This is a genomic window from Alistipes sp. dk3624, from assembly GCF_009557455.1.
Lineage (GTDB): Bacteria > Bacteroidota > Bacteroidia > Bacteroidales > Rikenellaceae > Alistipes_A > Alistipes_A hominis.
The window spans coordinates 218,943-244,698 of the sequence record NZ_CP045651.1 but is presented as its reverse complement, the minus strand read 5'-3'; the positions used below and the strand labels follow the sequence as shown (position 1 = coordinate 244,698).

The window sequence follows — 25,756 nt, the reverse complement described above, 5'->3', positions numbered from 1 at the left end:
ATTACTTTGGATTTTAGTGGTAAATTAAACATTGGTTGTTGTTACTTTTTCTGTATTCTGTTTTCAGTCTATCTCCTGATAGAGCATGACCCTGTACCCGGCTTTCAGATGCACTTTCACCGTGCGCATCTTCTTGGCGATATACTGGCTCGTGCCTTGTATCAGCCCCTTGCCCAAGTCGGAGGCGAGCTGCGCCCCTGCATTGGTGGAGATATTGATGCTGCTCCCCAGCGAGCCGCCCATGTTTGCGGCAACCTCCCTGACAGCGTTCATTTCCATCGAGTTGGGGATGAAGATGCCGGGCTGCCCGTCCGTGTCATACACCGCCAGTTCCACCGAGATGATCGTACCTGTGTACTCCAGCGAAGTAATTTCAATATCAAGCCGTTCGCCCTGAATCTTTGCCGTGCCGACCACCACCGCATTACGGGGGATGATTTTGTCAGCCACCGCCATCGGCTCCAGCAGCCGTAATCTTACCGCCTGCCCGTCGGTCACGCTTTGCGCCCCATAGACGCACGCCGATATGGTGTTCCTGTCCGATACGGTCGTGACGCCCACCGCCGTGTTGAAATTGCGGTTACGCTCCTGCGAGAAGGAGGCGACAAACTCGGCGTTACTCATCGGTTGTCCAAGCGAGGACACCACCTGATGCACTACCTGCCTGACGGGTTTCGCCGTGTTCTTTCCGGCTTTCTGCACGGGGTAAGGCTCAGCCGCCTGCACCGGTTCCGGCTTGCCGCCGTTCTGACCGCCCATGTATTTCGCCGCCAGCTCATAGGACTTTTCCATAAGTGCCACCTGCTCATCCATAGCGGACGCCTTGCCTTTCTCGCTTTCCAGTTCCGATTCCAGCGATGCGATACGCTCCAGCAGTTCGTCCATCTCCGCGTTGTCGTTCTCCGGCTGCTCGTAGAAGTTACCGAGCGTGGCATTGAGGTCGCGGTAGGCGGCTGCGGAGGATTGGATGGTTTTCGGTGCGGGCTTCACCGCCTCTTCCGTTCCACCGGGATTGGCAAGGTCGAAGTCACTGCCATTGTCCGCTTCCACTGTTTCGCGGTCGAACAGGTCGCCCAACTGCTGCATGGCACGGTCGCGGTTCTCCTGCCGTTCTTCCATCGCCCCCTGTTCGTAGGCTTTCGCCTTGTCGCCGATAATCCGGCGGTTCGCCTTGTCCGCGTCGGGCATTTCGATGTTGTAGCCGCCCGTTCCCGGCTCCTGCTCCTTGCCGGAGGACGGTGCGAATATCAGCCACATTGCACCGAGGAATACCAGCACCATAGCGGGCAGCACTATCATCTTCTGACGTTTCAGCCGTTGGGCTTCGGTCAGCGGCTTGCGCACCTTCTTCGGTTTCCCGTTGTCGGGAGCCGCCTTGTTCTCGTTTTTAGGTTCATTCTTCGTCTGTTCCATACATATTATTATAATAAGGTGTAAAATTGTCACTCACTTCAGGCTTCAAGGACAGTTCCACCTGTCCGGCATGGTCTGTCACCATACGGCTGCCGTCATTCCTGCCGATGTCATGGACGGCTTTGCCGAAGGTGTAGAGGGCAAGCGCGGCGAATGCGGCGAGCATTGCCAGCACGACACGCCTGCGTGTCTTCGGCGGCAAGCCGTCCAGATACCCTTTGAGCCTTGCCACCAGCATTTTCTTTTTGTCGTGGAGTTTCCAATAGACCCTCCACAGCGATTTTCCGATTCCTTTCATGCCTGTTAGCGTTTGATGGTTTGTAAATCCTTGTTCTCGATGATGGTGAAACCCTCGATGGTGAACCCGTTGGGGTTGTCGTCCGAACGGGACGAGTTCAAGAGGCGGCATGTGGTCACGAGGCTGCGCTCGGTGACGTTGCTCTGCCGGATGATCTTCTGCGTGGCGTAGGTCACGGCACGGTAAGGATAGCCGTTGAAGTCGCACACCACGCTGTCCACCTTCAGCACTTGGTTGATGTTCCCGGCGATGATGCGGTTGTAGTACCCCTTCTCGGCGAAGTCCGAATAGTAGTTGTACACGCTCCTGTCCGCTAATAGCAGGGCACGCTTCACGTTGTGTTCTATCGCGCTCTTTTCGGGCGAGAGCGTGAAGAAAAGCTCGTGGAAGCGGCGCACATGCTCCCTTGCTTCTGCCGGACGGTTCTGCGACAGGTCCTGCGAGAGAGCCAGCATCAGCGACTTGCCGTTGTCCAGCACGTAGATCTTCTCACGTTGCCGCTCCGCGAAGCGGTAGGAACTCCACACGCTCCATACCGTTATCACGGCGCACAGCGAGAGGAAGACGATACCGAACAGGCGTATCTGCCTGAACGATGATTCGATGTTTTTGAGTGACTTGAATTCCATTGTTGTTTATTCGTTTTTAATTGTCAGTTGATTATTTCAGCAGCTTGCCGATGCGTCCCACGGCGTTGCCTGCGGTGGCGCCCGCCACGCTGCCCGCCATGCCTCCGGCGCGTCCCGCCATCTGGTTCACGTTGCGCCCGTAGCCGCCCATGCCCCCGGCTTGGATGATCCAGCCCGCCACCGTTGGAATGGTGAAGTAGCCGATGATGCCGATTATCATGAACACGATATACACCCCGTCGCTGGAATCCAGAGAGAAGTTGGGGTCAGTCTGCATACGCTCGATGTCGCTCTGGAGCATCAACACCTGAATCTTGGCGAGTATCGTGCTGAATATGTCCGACACGGGAAGCCACAGATAGACCTGTATGTAGCGGCAGAACCACTGCGTGAGCGTGCTTTGGAAGCCGTCCCACACCGAGATGGCGAAGGCTATCGGACCGAGTATCGCCAGCACCACGAGGAAGAAGGTGCGGATGGTGTCTATCACGAGGGCGGCGGCTTGGAACATCAGTTCCAGTATCTCGCGGAAGAAGTCGCGGATGCCTTTCTTTATTTCGTACATCTTCCGGTCGAGGTACATTTTCGCCATCGTCACCATGTCGGCGGGCGACCAGCCCAGTTCCTCCAGCTGCTTGTCGTACTCCTCGTTTGACACGAGGTAGGCGGTTTCGGGGTTGCGCACCATCGCCTCGTATTCCAGCCTGTCCTTCTGCTCACGGTACCGGTTCATGTCCAGCGTCTGCGTTTCCAGCAGTTTCGCCGTGCCCTGCACCACGGGCGAGAGGACGCTGTTCACCGTGCCAAGCACCACCGTGGGGAAGAACATGATACACAGACCGATGGCGAACGGGCGGAGCATGGGGAATACGTCTATCGGTTCGGCTCTCGCCAGTGATTGCCATACACGATATGCCACGTAGAACAGCGCGCCCAGCCCGGCTATCCCTTTCGCCACGCCCGCCATGTCACCGCACAAGGGCATCATCTGCCCGTAGAGCGAGCGCAGGATCTGATGAAGGTTGTCGAACTCCATAGGCTACCAGTATCTTTCGTTCATACTGCCGTACAGCCCCATGATGCGGTCGAGGTCGTTCCTCTTCTTTGCCCGCAGGTAGCTCACACCGATGTTCTTGTTGGTGTAGTAGCTCACGAGGTTGCGGTAACGCTTCATCTTGGAGTGACAGCGTTCCACCACGTCCATGCGCTCCTTGTCCGTCATGGAGAGCGTGGTGATGTTCACCACATTTTTCAACTCCGTCAGCACGTCGTTGCTCTCCTCCAAGAGCTTCGTGTAGCCGAAGGCGATGGCTCCCAGCTCCTCCACCGTGAAGCTGTCGTCGCGCAGCATCTTCTGGAAGCTGGTCACGTAGATGTCGGTGATGTCGCCCACCATCAGGATGGTCTGCTGCACCTTGCGGGCATCTTTCACCAGGTTGTTCACGGATTTGAGGGCATCGTAATACTTCTTGCCCTGCTCATAGATTTTCACCGTTTCCTGAAAGTTCTTCACCATATTCTGGGCGGTGGTCGAGGTATGCACCACGTTCTTCGAGGTGTTCACGATGCTCTGCGCGATGTTGGACGGGTCTATCACCGCCCACTGTGCGCTTGCCCTGCCGGCTGCAAACAGGCACAGGCAGATAATAAGTGTCATTCTTGTTCTCATGTTACTTTGGATTTTAGTGGGTTTCATTATTTATTCTCCGCTTGTCGGATGGTCCGGTTTCGGGGTCACACGCACGTAGTCCCCGTTCGGCGAGAAGGTCAGGACGTCCGTCGCCTCGTTGTAGGACACGTCGATGCGGAAGCCGGTGTTCATGAAAAGGTTGCCGTTCTCCTCCTGCAAGAGGTAGGTTTCCGGCTTCAGTCTGCGGCGGATGCCGCTCCGCTTGAACACCGTCACCTTGTAGGCTTCACCCTCCTTGTAGATAAGCACGTCGGGCTTCCCCTCCACGCTCTCCCAGTTCCCGCAAAGCAGGTCGCGGCGGTTGTCCACGGTTTCGCAGGATTGCAGCACCATGACCGCCAGCCCGATCAGACACTTGCTGACTTGCAGCATTTTCGTTCTTGATATACTCATACGCATTTTCTGTTTTTAGTTGATGAATCTGTTTTACTTATTGCCTATTCCTTGTTTCTCCGTCTTTCGGCAAGCTGCCGGATGGCGGCTTCGATGTCGCCGCCCAGCTTTTCCGCCAGACGGTAAACCTCCACCTTCTCCGTTTCTTCGGTGGTGTACGCCAGATATTCCTCCGCGCTCACTTCGGTGGCATAGACAGCCGACTGCGTGCCGCCCAGTCCGATCCACACTTCCTTGTAATTGCGGTTCGGGTTGATTGCCATGTTGATGGAGAGTATCTGCGACTTCTCCTTCTCCGTCAGACCTAAAAGGGACTGTATGGCATCAAACTTGTTCATATATTTCCTTTGGTCAAGGAGTATCTTGCAGTCGGAGTTGTTGATGATGCTCTCCTTGACCACGGGCGAGGAAATGATGTCGTCCACCTCCTGCGTCACCACGATCGCCTCGCCGAAATACTTGCGCACGGTCTTGTACATATAGCGCAGGTACTCAGCCATGTTCGCTGAAGAGAGAGCCTTCCAAGCCTCTTCCACTATCAGCAATTTACGCACGCCTTTCAGACGGCGCATCTTGTTAATGAAGGCTTCCATGATGATGATGGTCACCACCGGGAAAAGCTCGCGATTTTCCTTAATACTGTCAATCTCGAAGACGATGAACCGCTTGCCGAGCAGGTCGATGTTCTCCGTGGAGTTGAGCAGGAAGTCGTAGCGTCCGCCCCGGTAATACTGCCGCATGGTGGTAAGCATGTTGTCGATGTTGAAGTCGGACTTCTCCACCTTGATGTCACGCTGTGCCAGCTCGCGGCGGTAGTCGTCGCGCATGTACTCGTAGAAGGTGTTGAACGAGGGGACGATGCTCCGGTCAGCCCTGATGCGTTCGATGTAGGCGTTCACCGCGCTGCCCAGCTCGCCGCTCTCGGTCTTCGTCACCTTGTCGTCCTCCGACTTCCAGAGCGTCAGCAGCAGCGTCTTGATGCTGTCCTTCTTCTCCACGTCGTACACGTAGTCGTCGGTGTAGAACGGGTTGAACGAAATCGGTTTCTCCTCCGTATAGGTGAAATACACGCCGTCCGCGCCGTTTGTCTTGCGCCGTATCATTTCGCACAAGCCCTGATAGGAGTTTCCCGTGTCCACCAGCACCACGTGCGCGCCCTGTTCCCAATACTGCCTCACGAGGTGGTTCATGAAGAACGACTTGCCCGAACCGCTCGGTCCCAGCACGAACTTGTTGCGGTTGGTGGTGATGCCGCGCTTCATCGGCAGGTCGCTGATGTCGAGGTGCAGGGGCTTCCCCGTGAGCCTGTCCACCATCTTGATGCCGAAGGGCGAGAGCGAGCTGCGGTAGTTGGTTTCCTCCGTAAAGAGGCATACCGCCTGCTCGATGAACGTATGGAAACTTTCCTCGGCAGGAAAGTCCGCCGCGTTGCCGGGCATCGCCGCCCAGTAGAGCGTCGGGCAGTCGATGGTGTTGTGGCGCGGCACGCACTCCATGCTTGCCAGCTGGCTGCCCACGTCGTTCTTTATGTGCTTCAGCTCCTCCGCGTCGTCGCTCCACGCCATGACGTTGAAGTGCGCCCGTACCGAGGTCAGCCCGTAGGAATGGGCTTCGTTCAGGTACTGGTCTATCCATTCGCGGTTGATGCTGTTGCTCCTCGAATAGCGGGAGAGCGACTGCATGTTCCTTGCGGACTTCTCGAACTTCTGCAAGTTTTCCTCGCTGTTGTCGATAATCACATACTGGTTGTAGATGTGGTTGCAGGAGAGCAGCAGCCCCACCGGGGAGGCGAAGGAGAGGCGGCAGTCCGAGCGGTCGGTGGAGAGTTTCTCATAGCGGATGTCGGTAACCACCTTTCCGGGCATATCCTCCGCATCGGAGAGTGTATGCAGGCACAGGCGGTTGTCGCCGATGCGCATTTCCCTTGCCGAGAGGTCGATGTCCTGCAAGGTCGCATTCCCTTCGGGCATAAGCGAGAAGTAACGCTCTATCAGCCCGGCGGACTTCTCCGTGCCGACAATCTCGTCGGTGGAGAGCCGGCGCAGCCTGACAAAGCCGCTGTCGTTCATGATGCGCTCGAACTGTTCGGCGGCCTCCATGAACTTCCCGGCGGTTTCCTTGTCCAGTTCCTTCGGGATGATATGCCCCCGGCACAGCGTGCTGAAGTTGCTCTGCATCCGGTTGCGCTCCTTCGTCGTCTTGGTCAGGTAGAGGTAGCAGGTGTGCTTCAGGTACGGACGCTCGTTGAAGTGACGCTCGTTGGAGCGGCTCAGGAAGCTCATGTCCTCCTTTTGCAGTTCCGGCTTGTAGCGTTCCTTGATGAACCAGTCCTGCTTGTGGACGACGCAGAAGTCCGGCAGCACCTTGATAGCCTTGCACCAGCAGCCGTGTATCGCCTCGTACTCCGCGCCCGTCACGGTGTAAAGCTCCGGCAGTTCCACCTCGAAAGCCACCGTGATGTCGGCGTCTTTGGAAATGATGCAGCCTTGCTCCACCGCCAGCAGGGGGAACCTGTTTTCCAGTGTTGTCATTTTGGATGTATTTCTCATGTCGTTTCTTCCTTTCGTTGCCTTTTGAATAATCGGGTGATCCGCCGCCGGTTGATAAGGTATCGGGGATGGCTCCGTGCCGCTCCCAGCTTCATAAGCCCGTGTTCGCCGTACCGTGCGTTCAGCGCGAAGGTCTGCCATACGAGGACGGAGGACGATGCCACGCCGAAGCCGATACATACCCACTGGTCGATGCCGACCATGTAGAGGATGACGAACAGGATGAAGAGAGCCAGCAGACCTCCGCAGAAAATGAAGAGGTACTGGGCTTTCAGACCCTTGAACTCGACCGGACGGCCGATACCCTTGTTTATCGGGTATTCAGCCATACATTGTTTATTAAAGGAAGAATGAACGCAGGATAGTCGCGGCGACAATCAGGAAAATGCACGCTCCGAACCAGCTTGCGGCGGTCTTCGAGGTGTCGGGGTCGCCGGACGAGAATTTTCCGTACACTTTTACGCCTCCGATAAGACCGATTACAGCACCGACGGCGTAAATCAGTTTCACTCCCGGATCGAAATAGGAACTCACCATAGAGGTGGCTTCGTTGATGCCCGCCATGCCGTTTCCCTGCGCGAAGGCGGAGGCGGTTGCGGCAACCAGAAGTGCCGCAGAGATGATGAACTTTTGTCTGATGTTCTTGTTCATAAACTGTTCTTGTTTTGTGCCGTCCAAAGGGTGGATGGTCCTTTTTCGGGCGGTTGATACTTGATTACTTTACTTTGGTTTAGTGGGTTCTCCCTTTGTTTCCACGGACTTGGGAGGGTCCGTTGCGGACGGGCCGTACCTTGTACCGCCGTGCCGCGTGGTGTGATGTTGTCTTACGTTTTCATTTTTTCTATCGTCTTTCGTTACACATACTTCCGGATGTCGAAATCCTCGATATTGTCGGGGACGGTAAATTCCTTGTCCGGTTTCTTCAGCCGGATTTCAATAAGCCCCTTGATGCGGATGCTCAGTTCTGTCGAGCCTGCCATCAGTTTCTCGTACAGTTCCGTCCCTTCCATGTCGGTGAAGACCTTTGCTGCCCGGTCCTGTTCCGCCGTTGTCGCCTGCGGATTCTTGGCGGTCTTGACGGCATCGTCTATCTCGTCGAAGCTGTTGCCTGAAGCCCGTGGCAGATCCGGACCATTCTCTTCCGGTTCGTCCTCTCCGAACTCCAGTTCCGAAGGCTGCATGCTCGTGAAGGTTTCGTCGAGCTTCTCTTCCGGGACTTGTGCCGGACGGTACACGGCTTCCGCGTTTCCGTCGTCAAAAGTAGCGTCTTCTTCCGCCAGCCCAATGCCTTTTTCCGAAGTGGCAGCTTCTTGCGCCGGTATGGCAGCGGTTGTCCGGGTCGATGCCATCCTGAAACGGCTCTTGCCGATGATGTCCGGTTTTTCTGCGGCTGGTGTTTCCCGTACTGTTTCCTGCTTTACCGTCGTGCCGCCCAACGACCTCCACAGTCCGGCAATGCCTCTAAGGAAGCGGACGAGCTTCGTTTCCATGATGCGGTCGTAGAGCAGCAGGAACAGGAACCACAGGTTACAGCCCACCGATACAGTCAGGAGAATCATCGTCATGCTCATAGCTCTACTTTGGGGACTGAGTCCAACATACGGTTGATTTCGGCACGGTGTGTCTGGAAATGTTCGTTAAGCACATTGTCCAGATAGTCGGCGATGGTCAGATTTCCTTTACCTAATAAATAGGTGATTTCGGTTATCACGCTGTGGTTTGCCAAACTGATGTACACTTGCTTTCCCTCTCTCGCCTTGATGCCTGATTTTTTCAGGAAGGCGCGATAGTCATTCTTTTTTCTTTTCATGTCTGTTTCTTTTTGACGGTTAAAATACTGAATTGTAATTCCGGGCGTAAAGGCTCTTTATCGCCTCCTCGCACTGGTTGAAGTGGTGCGTAAGCACATGGTCGATGTAGGCGGACAGCGACAGCCGGTCATGCCCGATCACACGGGTGATGCGCATGATGCGGTCGTGGTACTCCGGGCGCACATACGCCATCTTCCCCTCCCGCGCCTTCACTTCGGGTTCACGGATGAAAAGCCGTTCATAGTCCTTTTCGCCGCATTTGCAGCCTACCGGCACGGGCGACAGGATTTCCACACTCGCCTGCACTTGGGCAAGCATACTTCCGCCGTCATGATGCGGATTTCTGTTTTTCTGGTTCTTTTCCTGATTCATATCCATATTCATATTAAGTCTTCACGTTGTTTCCTGTACAGTTCGTTTATTTTCTCCTTGTGCTGTTCCAGATGCTGGCGCAGCACGGTGTCCACGTAGCCGCCTACCGAGATTTCCCGCCCGGCGATGTCGTTAACGATTTTAAGAATCTTGCTGTGTACGTCGCGGCTGATATAGACGCACTGGCGTGTCTTTATCTCGTTGCGGCGCAGGAACAGTCCGGTGTAGTCGTCCTCCTGCCGTTTGCGGCGTCCGCTGTCTTTCAGCGGTTTCTCCTTTGCCGGTGACGGTGCGGACGGCTGTTCCGATTCGGGAACGCTTTCTTCTTCGGGGGCCGGCGCGGGCGGCTCCTGCGCGCGGTACAGGGTTCCGTCCTGCTTGCGCCTGCCGATAGAGGCTATCAACAGTTCCTCGTCAATGCCTTCGGTGTTCACTTTCCTGCTGCCCATGTTCATCGCGGTTTGATGATGCTGACAATTTCTTCCGAGAACTCACGGATGCCGCTCCCTTTCAGCAGGGACGTGTCCATCGGGAAGATGGTCGAGCGGAAAACGCCCTTGCGTTCTTCCGAGAGGTCGCGCCGGAATTTCTTGCTGTCGGGCAGGCGTGTGGACAAGACCGACAGTCCCATTTCGGCAATCACATCTTCATACAGGTCGTACAGCCCGTTTTTCTCCCTGCCGTCCACCATCGTCCAGAACAGGTGAAGACCTTTTGTTTTCGCCTGTCCCGTCGTCATTAGGTTGTCACGGAACATCGCGGCGAATTGCAGGGTACTTTCCACGACGAAGCGGTCGGCACTCATGGGCGTGAAGATGTAGTCCATCTGGGAGAGCGTCTTGACAACGCCGTCGCTACGGAGCGTGCCCGGCATGTCGAAGAACACGATGTCGGGTTTCACCTCCTCGCTGACGAGCATCCTGTCGGCATCGTCGAGGGCGTCCTGTGAGTTACTCTTGATGACCGGGTAGGCGTTCTTCCTGACCTTGCGGAAGTGGTCGCACGCGAGAGCCTTGAAATAGAGGCTCTCGTCAATAAGTTTCGTTTCACGTTCACGCAGACCGTGGATGCTGTGTTGCGGGTCGTCGCAGTCTATGACGGCGACATTGTAGCCCTTCACGTTGTGGAGGTAGTTGGCGGCAAGAGCCGTGACGGTGGATTTGCCGATGCCTCCCTTTTGTGTTGCGAATGCAACGAAGATTTCATTACTCATGGTTCTATTGCTTTTAATGGTTGATGAATTGTTTTCCTGTTCCTGTATGGAAGCGGTGACGTATATATCCGCGTCCGCGAATCATTATCCGGGCGGTCCGTCACGTATCCGTTTCAACGGTGAAGCCGGGATTCGGATAACCGGTGAATGACGGCATTGCGTCATGAAGTCATTGAATCCGTGAATCACCGCGTTGTTGTAAAACCGGGTATCCGGCAGTGCGGATATTCGGTTTTGCAAATGTCCGCCTAAGCGGTTTGCCGGGTATCTGAAAGTTCCTTTTTCCATATCTTCAAATCGTTCGTTTCTTGAATCATGCTGCAAATAAACAAGTATATTCCGGAACTTGTATCACTTCTCCGGCAAGTGGCAGCATGTTGCGCCGGTTGGCAGCCATTGACCGGGTCAAGCCTCTGTCCGATACCGCTTTAAGGGCGTAACTTTGCCCCCGAACGGCAGGGTTCGCCGCAGGTGGCGCAGCCCGGAGTTTGAAAGGCATTCCCCCAATCCGTCCCCGACGGATTTTTATGTTCACCTGAACATAGCAAGGTATGTTTTCAGCCGCTCAAAATATTTTGAGCATCCCGGAAAACGCCTTGCCCTTGCAGGGGGCGGGCTTTCCCTCCGAAGTCGGAAAGCCTTTCAGAACTGCGGTGCTGTGATCCGAAGCGGCGGCTTATGCCGTCAATCCGCTAAATCCAAAGTAATATGAAAGAGAAAAGGAAAAGCAAAGCAGGGAGAAATCCCAAACTTGATCCGGCGGTGTACCGTTACACCGTCCGTTTCAACGAGGAGGAACACAATCGTTTCCTCGCCATGTTCGGAAAATCGGGTGTCTATGCACGGTCGGTTTTCCTCAAAGCGCACTTCTTCGGACAGCCGTTCAAGGTGCTGAAGGTGGACAAGACGCTGGTGGACTATTACACCAAGCTATCGGATTTTCATGCGCAGTTCCGCGCCGTGGGTACGAATTACAACCAAGTCGTGAAGGAACTGAGGCTGCATTTTTCAGAGAAAAAGGCGATGGCGTTGCTCTACAAATTAGAGCAACACACCGTCGAACTCGTGAAACTGAGCCGCCGGATTGTGGAACTTTCAAGGGAAATGGAGGCGAAATGGTCGCAAAAATCAGTGTAGGAAACTCGTTGTACGGCGCGATTGCCTATAACGGGGAGAAGATTAACGAGGCGCAGGGGCGGTTGCTTACGACCAACCGCATCTACAATGACGGTTCGGGAAAGGTGGACATCAACAAGGCGATGGAGGGTTTTCTCACCTTCATGCCGCCACAGATGAAGGTGGAGAAGCCGGTGGTGCATATTTCGCTCAACCCACATCCGGAGGATGTGTTGACCGATGCGGAATTGCAGGATATAGCCCGCGAGTATCTGGAAAAACTCGGTTTCGGCAACCAGCCTTATCTTGTTTTCAAGCACGAGGACATCGACCGCCACCACCTGCACATCGTGACGGTGCGGGTGGACGATAACGGGAAATGTATCAGCGACAAGAACAACTACTATCGTAGCAAACAAATCACCCGTGAGCTGGAGAAGAAATACGGGCTGCACGGCGCGGAGCGCAGGAACCGCCGGCTTGACACGCCGCTAAGCAAGGTGGACGCATCGGCAGGTGATGTGAAGAAGCAGGTGGCTGGCACTGTGAAGGCTCTGAACGGGCAGTACCGTTTTCAGACGATGGGCGAATACCGTGCGCTCCTTTCCTTATATAATATGACGGTGGAGGAAGCGAGAGGCAACGTGCGCGGACGGGAGTATCACGGGCTGGTTTATTCCGTCACGGACGACAAGGGTAACAAGGTGGGCAACCCGTTCAAGTCCTCGCTTTTCGGGAAGTCCGCAGGTTATGAAGCCGTACAGAGAAAATTTATCCGTTCCAAATCAGAGATTAAGGACAGGAAGCTCGCCGACATGACGAAACGCACCGTTCTTTCCGTGCTGCAAGGCACTTATGACAAGGACAAATTTGTATCCCAACTCAAAGAGAAGGGCATCGACACCGTACTGCGCTACACGGATGAAGGGCGTATCTATGGAGCGACGTTTATCGACCACCGCACAGGATGTGTACTGAACGGCTCTCGCATGGGCAAGGAGCTTTCGGCGAATGCCTTGCAGGAACACTTCACCCTGCCATACGCCGGACAACCGCCGATACCGTTATCCATCCCTATGGATGCTGCGGACAAGGCATACGGACAGACCGCATACGACCGTGAAGACGTATCGGGCGGAATGGGCTTGCTCACTCCCGAAGGTCCGGCGGTAGATGCTGAGGAAAAGGCTTTCATCCGGGCGATGAAGCGCAAAAAGAAGAAAAAGCGCAAGGGCTTGGGTTTGTAATCGGAGTATCAACAATTAAAAAATCAATGTATGTCACAACAAGAAGACGATTTGAGGGCATTGGCGAAAATCATGGATTTTCTGCGTGCCGTGAGTATTATTTTAGTGGTTATGAACGTGTACTGGTTCTGTTACGAAGTCATCCGGCTGTGGGGCGTGAACATCGGTGTGGTGGACAGAATCCTTCTGAACTTCGACCGCACGGCGGGGCTGTTCCATTCCATACTGTACACAAAGCTGTTTGCCGTCCTGCTGCTTGCCCTGTCCTGTCTGGGTACAAAGGGGGTCAAGGGAGAGAAAATCACTTGGGGAAGAATATGGACGGCACTCGCCGCCGGGTCCGTGCTGTTTTTCCTAAACTGGTGGATACTGGCTCTGCCGCTTCCGATTGAGGCGGTGATGGGGCTGTATGTCCTTACCATCGGTACGGGCTATGTCTGCCTGTTGATGGGAGGTCTGTGGATGAGCCGTCTGTTGAAACACAATTTGATGGAGGATGTTTTCAACAACGAGAACGAGAGTTTCATGCAGGAAACAAGACTCATCGAAAGCGAGTATTCGGTCAATTTGCCGACACGCTTCTATTACAAAAAGCGTTGGAACAACGGTTGGATCAATGTGGTGAATCCCTTCCGTGCGTCCATCGTGTTGGGTACGCCGGGCAGCGGCAAGTCATACGCCGTGGTAAACAATTTTATCAAGCAACAGATTGAAAAGGGCTTCTTGATGTACGTGTATGACTTCAAATTCAGCGACTTGTCCACCATTGCCTACAATCATCTGCTGAACCACCCTGACGGCTACAAGGTGAAGCCGAAGTTCTATGTGATCAACTTCGACGACCCGCGACGCTCTCATCGGTGCAATCCCATTCACCCGGATTTTATGGAAGATATTACGGACGCCTACGAGAGTGCCTATACAATAATGCTCAACCTCAATAAAACGTGGGTGCAAAAGCAGGGTGACTTCTTTGTGGAATCACCTATCATTTTGTTCGCCAGTATTATATGGTATCTTAAAATCTATCAGAACGGGAAATATTGCACGTTTCCCCATGCCATCGAATTTTTGAACCGCCGCTACGAGGATATTTTTCCGATACTGACTTCCTATCCCGAACTGGAGAACTACCTTTCCCCGTTCATGGATGCGTGGCTCGGAGGGGCTGCGGAGCAGCTCATGGGGCAGATAGCGTCGGCAAAAATTCCGCTTTCGAGGATGATTTCACCGCAGCTCTATTGGGTGATGTCGGACAGCGAGTTTACGCTGGACATCAACAATCCCGAAGAGCCGAAAATCCTATGCGTGGGCAACAATCCCGACCGTCAGAATATCTACGGGGCGGCTCTCGGATTGTATAACTCCCGCATCGTGAAGCTCATCAATAAGAAGGGGATGCTGAAGTCGTCGGTCATCATAGACGAGCTGCCGACGATATATTTCAAAGGGTTGGACAATCTTATAGCTACCGCCCGAAGCAACAAGGTTGCCGTGTGTCTGGGATTTCAGGATTTCAGCCAGCTGGTGCGCGACTACGGTGATAAGGAGGCGAAAGTGGTGATGAATACGGTCGGTAACATTTTCTCCGGGCAGGTGGTAGGTGAAACGGCAAAGACACTATCGGAACGATTCGGTAAGGTGTTGCAGAAACGGCAGTCTATCTCCATCAACCGGCAGGATGTTTCCACCTCCATTAACACGCAGATGGACGCGCTTATCCCGCCCAGCAAGATTTCCGGTTTGACGCAGGGAATGTTTGTCGGTTCGGTGTCCGACAACTTCAACGAGCGTATCGAACAGAAGATTTTCCACTGCGAGATTGTGGTGGATGCCGATAAGGTAAAACGGGAGGAAAGTGCCTACAAGAAAATCCCCGTTATTACCGATTTCACTGACGCAGACGGCAACGACCGCATGAAGGAAACGGTGCAGGCAAATTACCGGCGCATCAAGGAGGAGGTGAAGCAGATTGTTCAGGAGGAATTGGAGCGCATCGCGGGCGATGACAACCTGAAGCATCTGTTGCAGCAGAAGTAACCTATTAAAATAAGGGAGGATAGCTAAAATCCTCCCTTATTTTAATATTCCTCCAAAAGTTTATTTTGACGTAAATCTTCAATGTAACATGCTAAGTTACTTGAAACTTTATTAAATACTTTATCAAGATATGGGATGATATTTTCCAAATTCAATTCCAACTCTAACGGGAAACTATGATATTGATGTAAAAACCTTGTGATGTCATTTCTTTCTGAAACAGATAAAAGCAAAAATGGATTACTGTTTTTATAATATACCATTGCTGAAAGATGAATAAAAGCGCATCCTAATTTATAAACAAAAAAAGGCCAGCCATAAAATTTATCAGCTAAATCCACCATTTGTTTATCGGTCACGACTTTCTTTGTATTGGGATAAGACCATTTTATTCCCTCCAAAGTTTGGTTTATAAAATGCTCTCTAAGGTTTAAGTCGCTAATTGACAACAAAAACATAACTCTTACCATAGAATCTAATTCTTGACGCAGAATAGATATTACCTGCCCATATAATTGTTGTTGCAACAAAATATTTATAGCGCAAGAATGTTCTCCTGACCTTTGAGTAACTATATCGCAAAATAAATTAATATTATTTGTTTTCATTGTTGAGTGATTTCGCTTATAAGATATAGGATTTACTATTGGTTGCCACATATATCTGATGCGGCATTTCTTTTTCGTTGTATATTATTGTATGGTTGTCGCACAAGGTCATTCCCAGCCTTTCAACCACACGGATGGATGCCACGTTTTCCGGTCGGATACTGCAACAGACAGTTTTCAGTTCCAGCTCTCCAAAGGCGTATTCCAAACACGCGCGGGCGGCTTCCGTACCGTAACCGTTATGCCAGTATGTGTTATCGAGTATATAGCCAAGCTCGACAGTCTCGTTCCCGTTTAGGGTACTATTCATCAGACCGGCTTGTCCTATCAATGCGCCGCTTTCTTTCAGTATGACGGCAAAATATCCGAACCCGTCCTTGCGGTATCGGATGAGTTGCCTGTTTATCCATTTGCGCACGTCCTTTTTGGTAAAGCCGTGTTCCCAAGCGTACATGACTTCCGGCTTTCCCATTATGGCAAGGAGTGCGTCCATATCCTTACGGGTTATCCTGCGGATAAGCAGCCGTTCCGTTTCCATGACGACCAGCGATGCGGAATAGGTCTTTATCTCAAATCCGTCCTCTTTCCATTCCTTCACAAGCCTGTTGATCGTTTCTTCCACCAGACTGTCATAAGCGGCATCGGGAATAACCTTTATAAAAAAGGTGTCACGGGTTTCTTTCATGACCCATTCGTTGATGTCTTTCAGTTCCTTGCCTTCGGGAATGTAATTCTTGTGTATCATGAACTCGTTGATGTTGTCCGCCAACAATTCTTCCAACTGATAACGGATGTCATCCTCCAGTTCGGCAAATGGTATGGTTTCCTCTTCATAGATGCCTTCTATTAAAACATCATCCTCTTCCATATCCTCGTCCGGTGTCTGATTGCCCCGTTTCATGTCCAACATATCCTGCGCGAACTGCCCGGATTCCTTGTCCTTGTACTTCTTGGCATATTTTTCCAGCAGTTCCCAGTCCTGACGGCTCATCGGGCATTTGAAAACGGCTCGTTCCACCTCGTTACAGCGCACCATGTCCGCCTTCACATCATCGGGAAGCGACCGGCATTCCTTGCAGATATGCCGCGAGTGTCCTTTGCCGCTGAATTGCTCGTTGGCTTTGTACTCGCTACAAATCCGACAGTAATGCCCCTGTTGTTTCTTCTTTTTCGCCACCATACCCCGTTATTATATCAACAGTTCTTTTCCTTTATCGGTAAGACGATATTTCTGCCGGGGATGTTTCGGATTTTCCGGGTAAATAGGCTCTACCAAATTCTGCCTTATGGCTGGATACAGATATAGTTCTAAAAAATTACTTTTGTCCTTTAATCCTATCACACACATAATCTCTTTGGTTGAAAGTGTCTGTGTGCCGATTGCAGACAACACCTTTTCCACCTGTGGGGTAACTGTGGGGTGACTGTGGGGTAACTGTCGGGTAATTGTCGGGTCGTGCCCCACAGTTTTTCGGGTATAGCGGAAAATAACCCATACACTATTTCCATCTGTATGAAACTCCGGATCGGGAATGCCGACACGCCGGCATTCGCTTATCATAAGCCCGATGCCTCGTCCCCAGCTTTCCAGAACCTCGCTTTTATACAGAACATTCGCAATAATCAGGTTTTGAGGTTCTGAATTATGCCCGCTCAATAACTTTTCCATTGTTATATCCGGCGGAAAAGTTCCACTGTTCTCAATCTCCACACGGTCATCATAGATGGCAATTCCTACCGAACTGCCGGGACGGTGGTATGAGCGGTGGCAAAGGGCATTTGTGCAGCATTCCCTCAATGCCTTGTAAGGAATCTCAAGCTCTTCCTCCCGATACAAGCCTTCAACTTTGCCCGAAAGGGAAAGATGCTTGAAAAAGAACGACATTGCAGTGTCCAGCAGTGTGTAGATATTGCCAGTGGTACGCTGATTGTCTATAAACTCGTCTTTTGTAGTTCCTTTGAAACGCGCCAACCGAAGCAGGCACTGGGGATAGAAGTAAAAATCACGACCGAACAAGACTGCGGAAGCATTATTCAGTTTTCCGTCATGTAACAGGTTGAATTTTTCGAGTATGGTCGGCAAATCCTCCCTTATGGTGGCTTCGGGTAGGCGACCGCACCGGATGCCTCCACGTACCGCTCCCATAATGGCATGTTCATCAAGGTCAGTAACTTTGATGTCGGGATTCGTCATCGCCTCCCAAGCGTATTTCCCACCTCGCTGCATAAGCAGTTGGTTATATACGTCTTGCGGCATGGAGGATGTCACGCTCTCCAATCGAAGATAAGCCCGTCCCTTATAGGAGAACGGACGCATATAACGTTGGCTGTCCGCAGACAAGGCTATCACACTCTTGTCTGTATTTTGGATACTGATATACGAAACTTCGAGTGTGGCAAATGGTTCAAAACGCCGGATGGCTTCCGCAATATCACGCTTCGTCTTGTCGCTCACTTCCTGCCCGATGATCTTTCCTTTGTCGGTCACACCGAACAACACCGTGCCACCTTCGCTGTTAAGGAAAGCGCAGAGCGTTTCCATGCCGCGCTCCAACTGCCCGGTGGTTTCCTTGAACTCCACCTGCCCGTTTTCCTTTTCGGCTATCAGTTGTTTTACTATATCGAGGTTGTCTATGTTCATATTCAATTCGTAACAATTGTACAAAGATAGCGTTTTTCGCTGAAATTCGGGGCAATAGCGCGCCGAAAACGCCCTTTTTCGTATAGATTTTACTCAAACGGGAGAACAGCATGATACCATTCTCCCGCTTATACCTGATTTTATCTTCTCATACGTTCCAGCTCTTCATCGCGCAGCATTCTCTCGTTCAGTTTCTCCTGCATCTTGTCGAGGAAATAGGTACGGCTTTCGTTTTTCCGACGTTTGATGTCGGTATAGAAGCGGTAGCAATCCTTCGACTCAATACCGAATATCTTGTAGAGAATCGGGGCGAGCTGTTTTAGCGGCATATTGCCGTTGTTGATACAGCCCATCTCGTCTATGCCGTAGATAAGTTCCACGAGGTCGATGGCGTTGCCCGTCCAAAGAAGGCTGGCGGTGGTTTCTGTTGCGTTGTTGGCGGATATTAGTGGTGGCACTTGGGGCGTGGCAAGGAATTTCTGCATCTTTCTTACGAAAGACAGAGCCTTGCTGACGTAGGCGGCAATCTCTCTTCTTTCTTCTGACAGATTACGCACCGGATGGTGCTGCAACTCGATTTCGATGTAGGCAAGCGCGATGACGGTAAGGTTCATGTCCATGCCGCCGTTGCACAGTTCTATTACTTGGGTGGCGAAAGCCGTGTATGCTTTTTCCATATTGCAGTCTCCGGCTTCGTTTATCCGGCGGAAGAACTCGGTTTCCGCCAATAAAAAATAATTCATGTCCTGTCAATTTTGAAATTTTACACTCTGTTTTCGGTATGCGCACATGAATATAATTGGCAAAAAACGCGGCAGAAAACAAAAAATCCAACGCTCAATTTTACAAAGTGTTGTATTTCAGTGGTATAAAATTCAATATTTTTTCACAGGGACAAATTATCTCCGACTTAAATTGTTTGTAATCAGAACATTTATTCTATTCTTGAAAATAAAAATGTATGCTTGCCGCACATTTTGGCTATCTTGCTTTTTTATCAAGGATGTAGATAATGCGGCATACACCGTTGGGAAAACTTTTCAAAGAGGAAAGCGTCCAGTGTTGCTCTGGCAGAGCCGACTTAAAAAAATGTCGTCCGCTTCCGGATATGAAAGGAACGGTGTATAGTATGATTTCATCCACAGCGTGCATACGCAGTAGTCCGTTTATATAGTCTGCCGTGTCCGGTGTGGCTTCCGCGAGGTAACGGATGTTTGTGCCGTCTTTTCTCCATTCGTGCAGCATTGAAATGGAATAGTCTGGTGTCACGCGGTAAAGGGCGTTCTTCCTGATTTCATCAAGACCGCAACGGTCAAGGCACAAATCCTGATGTGCTTTATAATATAACTCTGAAGAAAGACATCCGTCCATCGTCAGTACGGCGAGAATCTGAACTTTACCCATAATCGTTACCTTTCATTAGGCAAGGGCAAAAAAGTAGCGTGCAATTCACACTACCTTCAAGCGATGGCTCTGGTAAAGCCTTTACGGAGAGTACGTGAATGCACGCTATGCGTAAGCATAGCATAAGCATCACGCAATCGTCTCCGTAGTTCCAATTTACCAGATTTTCGCTTGAAACGCCTTGCGGTCTTATCCTATATGTTGGCGGCGAAAAGCTCCTGCCAATCGCCGTTTTTCTCAAATGTTATGCAAAGATAGCCAAATTCAGTGAATTACAGGCTATGATTGCTTGAATTTATATTTAAGTCCATACTCTTCAAGTTTGCTGTATAGTGTTGTCCTGCCTATTCCGAGCAGTTCGGCGGCGACACTCCGGTTGCCGTTTGCCTGTTTCAACGCACGCAATATCCGCTCCTTATCCTCCGCGTCATTGCGCAGGGCGAAGTTGACAGTAGAGGTCGGTTTCGTCACGGCAAGTTCCAGATGCTCTTTCATGACAACACCTTCCTGCGCCTGCAATACAGCACCCATAACTTTCTGCCGAAGTTCCCGCACGTTGCCCGGCCATGCGTGTGTCAGCAACGCTTTACGTGCTTCGGAACTGAACCCGCTCACGCTACACTCCAGCTCTCTGTTTGCCATATCACGGAAGAACTCTGCCAGCGGCATGATGTCTTCCTGACAGTCACGCAACGGAGGAACGGTTATCCCGAAGTCGTGCAGGCGGTACAGAAGATCCTGCCGAAAACGCTTTTCACTCACTGCCGCTTCCAGATCCTCGTTGGTGGCGGCGATGATGCGGACATTGAAACTCCTGTCTGCCTTGTCTCCGACCGGGCGATACCGCCTCTCCTGTATGGCGCGGAGCAACATCTGTTGGGTTTCCAACGCGAGGTTTCCTACCTCGTCCAGAAACAGCGTGCCGCCTTCCGCCTCATGGAAATATCCTTTCTTGGCACAATCTGCTCCTGTAAACGCTCCCTTGACGTGTCCGAAGAAGGCCGAGGGCGCAAGCTCTTTGGTGAGTGAACCGCAGTCCACCGCCACGAATGGCTTGACTGCCCGCTTGCTCTTGTCGTGCAGGTGGTGGGCAATATGTTCCTTACCCGTGCCGTTCTCTCCGAATATCATCACGCTCATATCGGTAGCGGCTACCAGCCTTATACGGTGCATGATTTTCTGAAATGCGGAACCGTCACGGGCGAACACAGGCATACGGCGTTGTCCTGCCTGACGTTCTTTCAGTATGGAACGGATCAGGGGGACAAGTTTATCCTCCACAAGCTGTTTGGGAATATAGTCTATCGAGCCGAGTTTCATGCTTTCCACGGCGGTATTAACTTCGGCGTAGTCGGTCATAATGATGAAGGGCTGCATCTTTCCCTCCTTTCGCATCCAGCGCAAAAGGTCAATGCCGTTACCGTCAGGCAGGCGCAGGTCGGCAACCACGATGTCATTATCTGTCGCCTGTTGTAGATGTTTCTTCGCGGTTGAGAGGTGGTAAGCCTTCACGGTGCGGTAGCCCTCCCGCGCCAGCATGTTGCAGACAAACTCGCAGTACACGATATTGTCTTCTACCACAATTATTGTTGTCTTATCCATCTTCGTATTTTCTCCTTTCCTCTTCTGCCAACCGGATTATTTCCGCTCCCTTATCCAGCACGGCAGTCACGGCATGGCTTAACGCTTCACCATCCGGGAGTACATCGCCATGAAGCAATCTGTAAAGTACATTTAGCGGTTGGTCGGCACGTAGCACCTCCCACGAGCTGCGCAGGTGGTGTGTCAGGGAATCCAGCTTTTGCAGGTCTTTTTCTGTTGCCGCTTCCCGTATTGTCTGCATCTCTTTTTCAGTTTCCGTCATCAACTTTTCCAGCATAACGGCTTCATTGCCGTAAGACAGCAAAGCTGAAAAATCCGGTTTCCCGTCCGGTGTTTCTTTTATGGCACACCTGTCGGAAACCTCCATCAACTCCGATATGGAGAACGGCTTGAACAGGCATCCGGCAAAGCCTTTTGCCAATAGTTCCCCTTTGTTACAACTGCCCGAAGCGGTTGCCACAACCACCGGGATTGTTGGTGAATTGCCCACGTTGGACGAACGCAACAGTTCCAGTAATTCGAAACCGTTTATACCGGGCATATTCAAGTCTGTCAGCAACAGGCTGTATTCTTTCTGGCGTATCATTTCCATCAGTTCCGCAGCATCGGTGCAAGTGTCGCAGTGTATTCCTTCTTGGGAGTACATCTCTTTCAGCATCAGAAGTAATACCTCATCATTGTCAATGGCGACAACATCATGGAATTTATTGTTATGATAAACAGGTGTATTGCTTGTATATCCAAGCTGTTCTTCAGCTTCCTGCATAGAAATTTCAACTGTGAAACGACTGCCTTTCCCTTTCTTGCTGTCCAAACGGATTGTTCCGCCAAGCATCGACACAATATTACGCATTATGGCAAGCCCAAGCCCGAAACCCTCCTTTGCGGCGGCATTTGATAGACGTTCAAACGCACCGAACGCTTGTTTCTGTTCCTCTTCTGTCATGCCTGTACCTGTATCTTCAACGACCAGTGTCAGAACTCCATTATCATATTCAGTAATCAAAGAAACACCGCCTTCTTCTGTGAACTTGACTGCGTTTGACAGCAGGTTATTCCCGATTTGTATTATTCGCTCTTTGTCGGTCAATACAATGGCATCGTGTCCAGTCTTCACGGACAAGGACAACCCCCTTTGTTCACTGCAACAGGAATGAACTCCGTTTCAAGTGTGTGCGTGATTGCAGAAATCCGGCAGGGTGACAGACGGGGCTGTTCCTTGCCGTTGTCCAGGCGGAAGAAGTCAAGCAAAGTGTTGAGCATATCCCGCATACGGTCGGAGGATTGCAGTATATTTCGGATATATTGCCCATTATTACCGCTATTGCATTCTTTCCGCAAAAGTTCGGTATAGCCAGTTATTGCCGTCAGTGGTGTACGCAACTCATGGGTAATAGTATGTACCGCTTTCTTTCGGGAGGTTATGAGTACCTCATTTTGTTGCACGGACTGTTCCAATTGCTCGATCAAATCCGTTGTCTTGCGTTTGTATCGTTTAATGTTCTTTGCATCACGGTGTATGATGATATAGGAAATGACCAACAGCAAAAGAACAAATCCCATCAAGCCGCCTATCTGCATAAATGATTTTTTACGCATCGCTGTTATCTCGCTTTCTCTATTTTGTAAATCAGATTGTACCTTCTTTTCGATTTGGCAAATCAATCCTTGCAGTTGTCTGTTAAGTTCTGCATTACGGGCAGCAAGACTATCGGCTTGTTCTGACAATCGACGGCTCTGCGCTTTCTGTTCGTTGACCATGTTTCTATTGGATGAACGGAGCGTAGTCGTTGTTGTCGTTGGCTTCGTTCCCTCTTTTTTGCCAAAGATGCCCAAGAAACCTTTTCGTTTTGGCTTTTTGGACTGTTCCTGCACACTTTTCTGCACAATAACCGGAATTTGATTGGCTATCTTCTTGTTAATAGATTGTTGTTCATCCATTAACCGGACTATCTGGAACATCTGTCGTTCCTTATCCTCTAAAAGACTGCGCACACTATCGATGCGCTCTGCTGGATAGGTGGCCTTGAAACGGCAGAGCATACTGTCCATTGCCATACGCCGTGCATGGTAATGCTCGATATCTTTATCGTTCCATTCCAGTATTGTTTCACCCAATAGAGAAAATTTTATCATTTGAATATTGATATTGTTTATTTCTTTTCGGAGCTCGTCTATTTTTTTATTGCCAAGTTCTAATGCTTCTATCTCCTGCCATTCATAGAGGCTATTATATGCCATACATCCGATAAGAATGGAGATAAGTATATATCCCAACTGTATTGCCTTATAGAAATTTCCTGACCGCTCCATTATTTTGATGACATTGATTTTTGGAACATGAATAAAAGTTTATCTTTTTCGTTCATGCGGATATTATCAGAATAATCGCCTTTTGTTATTTGATACCCGCATGGCTTGACCATAAAAACGCCTAAGCCCTTAGTGTATGAACTTACTTCTGAGGCGTAGTCTTTACTTGTATTTAATGGAACTTTCCCTTTAATATGACACCACTCATTATTGCAACTGATGTCTTCAATCTCAGACATCATTTTTTGCAAATCTGTAATAGCTTTGGAACTTGCCGCTTGGGGTATCTGCAACTCAAAATAGAGCATCGGTTCGAGAATGTCCACACCTGACTGTTGCAAGGCCAGCCTGAAGACATAAGGGGTCAGCTGTCTGAAATCAGCAGGTGTACTTACCGGGCTATAATACTCGGCTTGAGTAAAAGTTACTTTCAGATCAGTCACTTCCCATCCATGTAAACCAGATTGGCAAGACATACGAATCCCTTCAAAAACGGCATTTTGAAAAGAATGGTTCAGATAACCATAGGAGATGTCACTTTCGATTTGCAACCCTGTCCCTAACGGCAAGGGTTCAAGCGTCAGCCCTATTGTGGCCCAGTAAGGGTTGGGTGGCACTTCGATCTGAATAATCTTATTGACCTTTTTTACAGGTCGTTCTTTGTAGATAGTCTTGATCTCATCAAAATGGACCTTTACGGAAAATCGTTCTTCCAGCAATGTCTGTATGATTTCCTTTTGTGTCAAACCATATAACGAGATTTCCAATTCATCACTATATGAGTTTATGGAAAAGGACAAAGACGGGTCTTCAATCCACAATGTATTCAGAGCGGATATCACCTTGCTTCTCTCTTCGGACCTGTCTGGCCGGACGGAGGATTTGAGAGCGGGATGCTGATGAGATAACCCTTGAATCAAACAAGGTTTAGTACCTAAATAATCTCCGATTCGAAAATCTTCCATATCTTCTACAATCGCGATATCATTGGCCCCCACTTCATCAACATTTATCTCTCTGCCCTGATAAATAGTCTTTAGATTTTTAATCTTGATGAATTTTTCCGAATCGTTGATTCTTACAATGTCTCGAAGTCTCAGACTTCCGTCAATTATTTTTAGAAAACTTCTTTTATGTCCTTTGGGGTCATGCTCTATCTTATAGAGATAAGCTGAAAGTCTGTTTGAGACTGATTCTGGAGGAAGTATAAAAGAAGAGATGGCGTCCAACAACTCATTGATACCGATATTGAACATTGCTGATCCATGTAGTACCGGATAGACTTTGGCTTTTGCCACAAGATCGATTATCGTATTCCAATAATCAGCCGGTGAAATTTCGCTATCCGCCAAATATCGTTCTAATATATTGTCGTCATGGTTGCATACAAATTCTTTGTATTCTTCCTTTATATATGTTTGGGAGCAAATCGGATAAACCAATCCATCGACAACAGTTTGCATAAACAGGACATCTTGAGACAGATTTGTTTTTATATCCAGATACAAACGCTCTAAATTCACACCGTCACGGTCAATTTTATTGATAAATATAATTGTCGGGATTTGCAGTTTTTGTAAAGTATTGAACAGCAACTTTGTTTGCGCTTGTATGCCTTCCTTTGCGGATAAGATGAGGACTGCTCCATCAAGCATTTTGAATGTCCGCTCCACTTCCGCAATAAAATCCATGTGTCCCGGAGTGTCAATGATATTGCATTTCACTCCATTCCAGATAATAGATGTCGTAGAAGCCCGAACAGTAATTCCTCTACGTTTCTCTATATCCATAGAGTCTGTTATGGTGTCACCATTATCCACACGGCCGCACTTTTCCGTTGCTCCACTGGCAAACAGCAGATTCTCGGTTACGGAAGTTTTTCCTGCATCAATGTGAGCAAGAATTCCTAAATTTATAATATTCATTTGGATTAAGCAATAATATACTACAATAGATGCATTGTCGAAACGCACCTTTTAATACCTCCTCGTAGCATGTGAGAACTACAGGATTACTAACTCGTATTAATATGTATATTATTACTGCCGCATAACGATTACAAAATTACACAAAAAAATATATCTAACAAAAGTGGGAGGATTTTTTAACTTTTTACCATAGACATTTTATTAGGGAAGCGTAGGTTCAACTGGTAAGTACAAATAAGTAGAAATGTTTGAACAACAACGTTTTAGGAAGTTGAAAAAAATCAAGTTTCTCTCTCGGTATAACGTTTATTTTGGCCAATATCTTCTTTAGTTTGGCATTTGAGTATTTCCCATTCGTGTTCTATTTAGCTCCTTATTATGAGTATGTAGCAAGTTGCTTATCAAATTCAGCCTCTTTGAGGGTCAAATATGGTTTTGCAAATGGTGACTGACAAGACATAAACAAGGTCAGCAGGATTTTTTACATAA

23 protein-coding genes and 2 pseudogenes are annotated in these 25,756 nt (G+C 50.0%); 3 read left to right on the top strand and 22 right to left on the bottom strand.

Annotated features, from left to right (window positions below):
• Positions 1-63 precede the first annotated feature (63 nt).
• From traM to GFH31_RS01045, 14 genes and pseudogenes are all read right to left on the bottom strand, one after another.
• Positions 64-1,413 carry a conjugative transposon protein TraM gene (gene traM / locus GFH31_RS01110; RefSeq protein WP_117754267.1) on the bottom strand — a complete coding sequence of 450 codons (1,350 nt, stop codon included), beginning with the start codon at positions 1,411-1,413 and terminating at the stop codon, positions 64-66.
• On the bottom strand, positions 1,394-1,711 hold the full coding sequence (locus tag GFH31_RS01105) for a TraL conjugative transposon family protein (protein ID WP_018667417.1): 318 nt from the start codon (positions 1,709-1,711) through the stop codon (positions 1,394-1,396). Before GFH31_RS01105 ends, traM begins: the two co-directional genes overlap by 20 nt.
• Before the next feature lie 5 nt (positions 1,712-1,716).
• Complete coding sequence (gene traK, locus GFH31_RS01100) at positions 1,717-2,340, bottom strand: conjugative transposon protein TraK (RefSeq protein WP_018667416.1); 624 nt, start codon at positions 2,338-2,340, stop codon at positions 1,717-1,719.
• 31 nt (positions 2,341-2,371) lie between these two features.
• Positions 2,372-3,376, bottom strand: coding sequence for a conjugative transposon protein TraJ (gene traJ / locus GFH31_RS01095; protein ID WP_018667415.1), 1,005 nt, complete (start codon positions 3,374-3,376; stop codon positions 2,372-2,374).
• 3 nt (positions 3,377-3,379) lie between these two features.
• Complete coding sequence (locus GFH31_RS01090; RefSeq protein WP_057098481.1) at positions 3,380-4,009, bottom strand: DUF4141 domain-containing protein; 630 nt, start codon at positions 4,007-4,009, stop codon at positions 3,380-3,382.
• 30 nt (positions 4,010-4,039) lie between these two features.
• Entirely contained in the window at positions 4,040-4,423 is a 384-nt protein-coding gene (locus GFH31_RS01085) for a DUF3876 domain-containing protein (protein ID WP_117754274.1), read from the bottom strand.
• 44 nt (positions 4,424-4,467) lie between these two features.
• Positions 4,468-6,972 (bottom strand): TraG family conjugative transposon ATPase, encoded by a 2,505-nt coding sequence (locus GFH31_RS01080; RefSeq protein ID WP_117754268.1) that lies wholly within the window; start codon positions 6,970-6,972, stop codon positions 4,468-4,470.
• Entirely contained in the window at positions 6,969-7,301 is a 333-nt protein-coding gene (locus GFH31_RS01075) for a DUF4133 domain-containing protein (protein WP_117754269.1), read from the bottom strand. The genes GFH31_RS01080 and GFH31_RS01075 overlap by 4 nt, the downstream gene beginning before the upstream one ends.
• Positions 7,302-7,311: 10 nt before the next feature.
• Positions 7,312-7,623, bottom strand: a complete 312-nt coding sequence (locus GFH31_RS01070; RefSeq protein WP_008782546.1) for a DUF4134 domain-containing protein — start codon at positions 7,621-7,623, stop codon at positions 7,312-7,314.
• Between the two features lie 203 nt (positions 7,624-7,826).
• Entirely contained in the window at positions 7,827-8,543 is a 717-nt protein-coding gene (locus tag GFH31_RS01065; protein ID WP_117754270.1) for a conjugal transfer protein TraD, read from the bottom strand.
• A complete protein-coding gene (locus tag GFH31_RS01060) occupies positions 8,540-8,815 on the bottom strand; it encodes a DUF3408 domain-containing protein (RefSeq protein WP_224263059.1) in 276 nt (91 codons plus the stop codon). The genes GFH31_RS01065 and GFH31_RS01060 overlap by 4 nt, the downstream gene beginning before the upstream one ends.
• Positions 8,802-9,155: a DUF3408 domain-containing protein gene (locus GFH31_RS01055; protein WP_025069039.1), complete on the bottom strand. Its 354-nt coding sequence runs from the start codon at positions 9,153-9,155 to the stop codon at positions 8,802-8,804. The genes GFH31_RS01060 and GFH31_RS01055 overlap by 14 nt, the downstream gene beginning before the upstream one ends.
• Before the next feature lie 8 nt (positions 9,156-9,163).
• Positions 9,164-9,604 carry a DUF3408 domain-containing protein gene (locus GFH31_RS01050; RefSeq protein WP_025069040.1) on the bottom strand — a complete coding sequence of 147 codons (441 nt, stop codon included), beginning with the start codon at positions 9,602-9,604 and terminating at the stop codon, positions 9,164-9,166.
• Positions 9,605-9,606: 2 nt separating this feature from the next.
• Positions 9,607-10,656: pseudogene (locus GFH31_RS01045) on the bottom strand (ParA family protein).
• A 420-nt stretch (positions 10,657-11,076) separates the two neighbouring features.
• On the opposite strand from GFH31_RS01045, the gene mobA reads away from it, so the two are divergent.
• The 3 genes from mobA to mobC are packed head-to-tail and all read left to right on the top strand — an operon-like array spanning position 11,077 to position 14,771.
• Positions 11,077-11,505: a conjugal transfer protein MobA gene (gene mobA / locus GFH31_RS01035; protein ID WP_002560988.1), complete on the top strand. Its 429-nt coding sequence runs from the start codon at positions 11,077-11,079 to the stop codon at positions 11,503-11,505.
• On the top strand, positions 11,484-12,731 hold the full coding sequence (gene mobB, locus GFH31_RS01030) for a conjugal transfer protein MobB (RefSeq protein ID WP_002560989.1): 1,248 nt from the start codon (positions 11,484-11,486) through the stop codon (positions 12,729-12,731). The genes mobA and mobB overlap by 22 nt, the downstream gene beginning before the upstream one ends.
• Positions 12,732-12,761: 30 nt before the next feature.
• Positions 12,762-14,771: a conjugal transfer protein MobC gene (mobC, locus tag GFH31_RS01025; protein WP_002560990.1), complete on the top strand. Its 2,010-nt coding sequence runs from the start codon at positions 12,762-12,764 to the stop codon at positions 14,769-14,771.
• Positions 14,772-14,812: 41 nt separating this feature from the next.
• Here mobC and GFH31_RS01020 read toward each other — a convergent pair whose 3' ends face one another.
• The 8 genes and pseudogenes from GFH31_RS01020 to tet(Q) form a co-directional block, all read right to left on the bottom strand.
• On the bottom strand, positions 14,813-15,379 hold the full coding sequence (locus GFH31_RS01020) for a hypothetical protein (RefSeq protein ID WP_002560991.1): 567 nt from the start codon (positions 15,377-15,379) through the stop codon (positions 14,813-14,815).
• A gap of 16 nt (positions 15,380-15,395) precedes the next feature.
• The gene (locus GFH31_RS01015) at positions 15,396-16,559 is read right to left on the bottom strand and encodes a GNAT family N-acetyltransferase (RefSeq protein ID WP_002560992.1); all 1,164 of its coding nucleotides are present in this window, start codon (positions 16,557-16,559) and stop codon (positions 15,396-15,398) included.
• Positions 16,560-16,568: 9 nt separating this feature from the next.
• Entirely contained in the window at positions 16,569-18,020 is a 1,452-nt protein-coding gene (locus tag GFH31_RS01010; RefSeq protein ID WP_002560993.1) for an ATP-binding protein, read from the bottom strand.
• Between the two features lie 140 nt (positions 18,021-18,160).
• Complete coding sequence (locus GFH31_RS01005) at positions 18,161-18,763, bottom strand: RteC domain-containing protein (RefSeq protein WP_002560994.1); 603 nt, start codon at positions 18,761-18,763, stop codon at positions 18,161-18,163.
• Between the two features lie 238 nt (positions 18,764-19,001).
• Complete coding sequence (locus GFH31_RS01000; RefSeq protein WP_002560995.1) at positions 19,002-19,424, bottom strand: dihydrofolate reductase family protein; 423 nt, start codon at positions 19,422-19,424, stop codon at positions 19,002-19,004.
• A 279-nt stretch (positions 19,425-19,703) separates the two neighbouring features.
• A complete protein-coding gene (locus tag GFH31_RS00995; protein WP_002560996.1) occupies positions 19,704-21,026 on the bottom strand; it encodes a sigma-54-dependent transcriptional regulator in 1,323 nt (440 codons plus the stop codon).
• Positions 21,019-23,339: pseudogene (locus GFH31_RS00990) on the bottom strand (ATP-binding protein). The gene GFH31_RS00995 and the pseudogene GFH31_RS00990 overlap by 8 nt, the downstream one beginning before the upstream one ends.
• Positions 23,339-25,264, bottom strand: a complete 1,926-nt coding sequence (tet(Q), locus tag GFH31_RS00985; RefSeq protein WP_002560998.1) for a tetracycline resistance ribosomal protection protein Tet(Q) — start codon at positions 25,262-25,264, stop codon at positions 23,339-23,341. The pseudogene GFH31_RS00990 and the gene tet(Q) overlap by 1 nt, the downstream one beginning before the upstream one ends.
• Positions 25,265-25,756: the final 492 nt, after the last annotated feature.

Coding starts and splice junctions, on each gene's coding strand:
- traM (WP_117754267.1), bottom strand. CDS start 1,413: ATGGAACAGACGAAGAATGAACCTAAAAACGAGAACAAGGCGGCTCCC.
- GFH31_RS01105 (WP_018667417.1), bottom strand. CDS start 1,711: ATGAAAGGAATCGGAAAATCGCTGTGGAGGGTCTATTGGAAACTCCAC.
- traK (WP_018667416.1), bottom strand. CDS start 2,340: ATGGAATTCAAGTCACTCAAAAACATCGAATCATCGTTCAGGCAGATA.
- traJ (WP_018667415.1), bottom strand. CDS start 3,376: ATGGAGTTCGACAACCTTCATCAGATCCTGCGCTCGCTCTACGGGCAG.
- GFH31_RS01090 (WP_057098481.1), bottom strand. CDS start 4,009: ATGAGAACAAGAATGACACTTATTATCTGCCTGTGCCTGTTTGCAGCC.
- GFH31_RS01085 (WP_117754274.1), bottom strand. CDS start 4,423: ATGAGTATATCAAGAACGAAAATGCTGCAAGTCAGCAAGTGTCTGATC.
- GFH31_RS01080 (WP_117754268.1), bottom strand. CDS start 6,972: ATGAGAAATACATCCAAAATGACAACACTGGAAAACAGGTTCCCCCTG.
- GFH31_RS01075 (WP_117754269.1), bottom strand. CDS start 7,301: ATGGCTGAATACCCGATAAACAAGGGTATCGGCCGTCCGGTCGAGTTC.
- GFH31_RS01070 (WP_008782546.1), bottom strand. CDS start 7,623: ATGAACAAGAACATCAGACAAAAGTTCATCATCTCTGCGGCACTTCTG.
- GFH31_RS01065 (WP_117754270.1), bottom strand. CDS start 8,543: ATGAGCATGACGATGATTCTCCTGACTGTATCGGTGGGCTGTAACCTG.
- GFH31_RS01055 (WP_025069039.1), bottom strand. CDS start 9,155: ATGAATCAGGAAAAGAACCAGAAAAACAGAAATCCGCATCATGACGGC.
- GFH31_RS01050 (WP_025069040.1), bottom strand. CDS start 9,604: ATGGGCAGCAGGAAAGTGAACACCGAAGGCATTGACGAGGAACTGTTG.
- mobA (WP_002560988.1), top strand. CDS start 11,077: ATGAAAGAGAAAAGGAAAAGCAAAGCAGGGAGAAATCCCAAACTTGAT.
- mobB (WP_002560989.1), top strand. CDS start 11,484: ATGGTCGCAAAAATCAGTGTAGGAAACTCGTTGTACGGCGCGATTGCC.
- mobC (WP_002560990.1), top strand. CDS start 12,762: ATGTCACAACAAGAAGACGATTTGAGGGCATTGGCGAAAATCATGGAT.
- GFH31_RS01020 (WP_002560991.1), bottom strand. CDS start 15,379: ATGAAAACAAATAATATTAATTTATTTTGCGATATAGTTACTCAAAGG.
- GFH31_RS01015 (WP_002560992.1), bottom strand. CDS start 16,559: ATGGTGGCGAAAAAGAAGAAACAACAGGGGCATTACTGTCGGATTTGT.
- GFH31_RS01010 (WP_002560993.1), bottom strand. CDS start 18,020: ATGAACATAGACAACCTCGATATAGTAAAACAACTGATAGCCGAAAAG.
- GFH31_RS01005 (WP_002560994.1), bottom strand. CDS start 18,763: ATGAATTATTTTTTATTGGCGGAAACCGAGTTCTTCCGCCGGATAAAC.
- GFH31_RS01000 (WP_002560995.1), bottom strand. CDS start 19,424: ATGGGTAAAGTTCAGATTCTCGCCGTACTGACGATGGACGGATGTCTT.
- GFH31_RS00995 (WP_002560996.1), bottom strand. CDS start 21,026: ATGGATAAGACAACAATAATTGTGGTAGAAGACAATATCGTGTACTGC.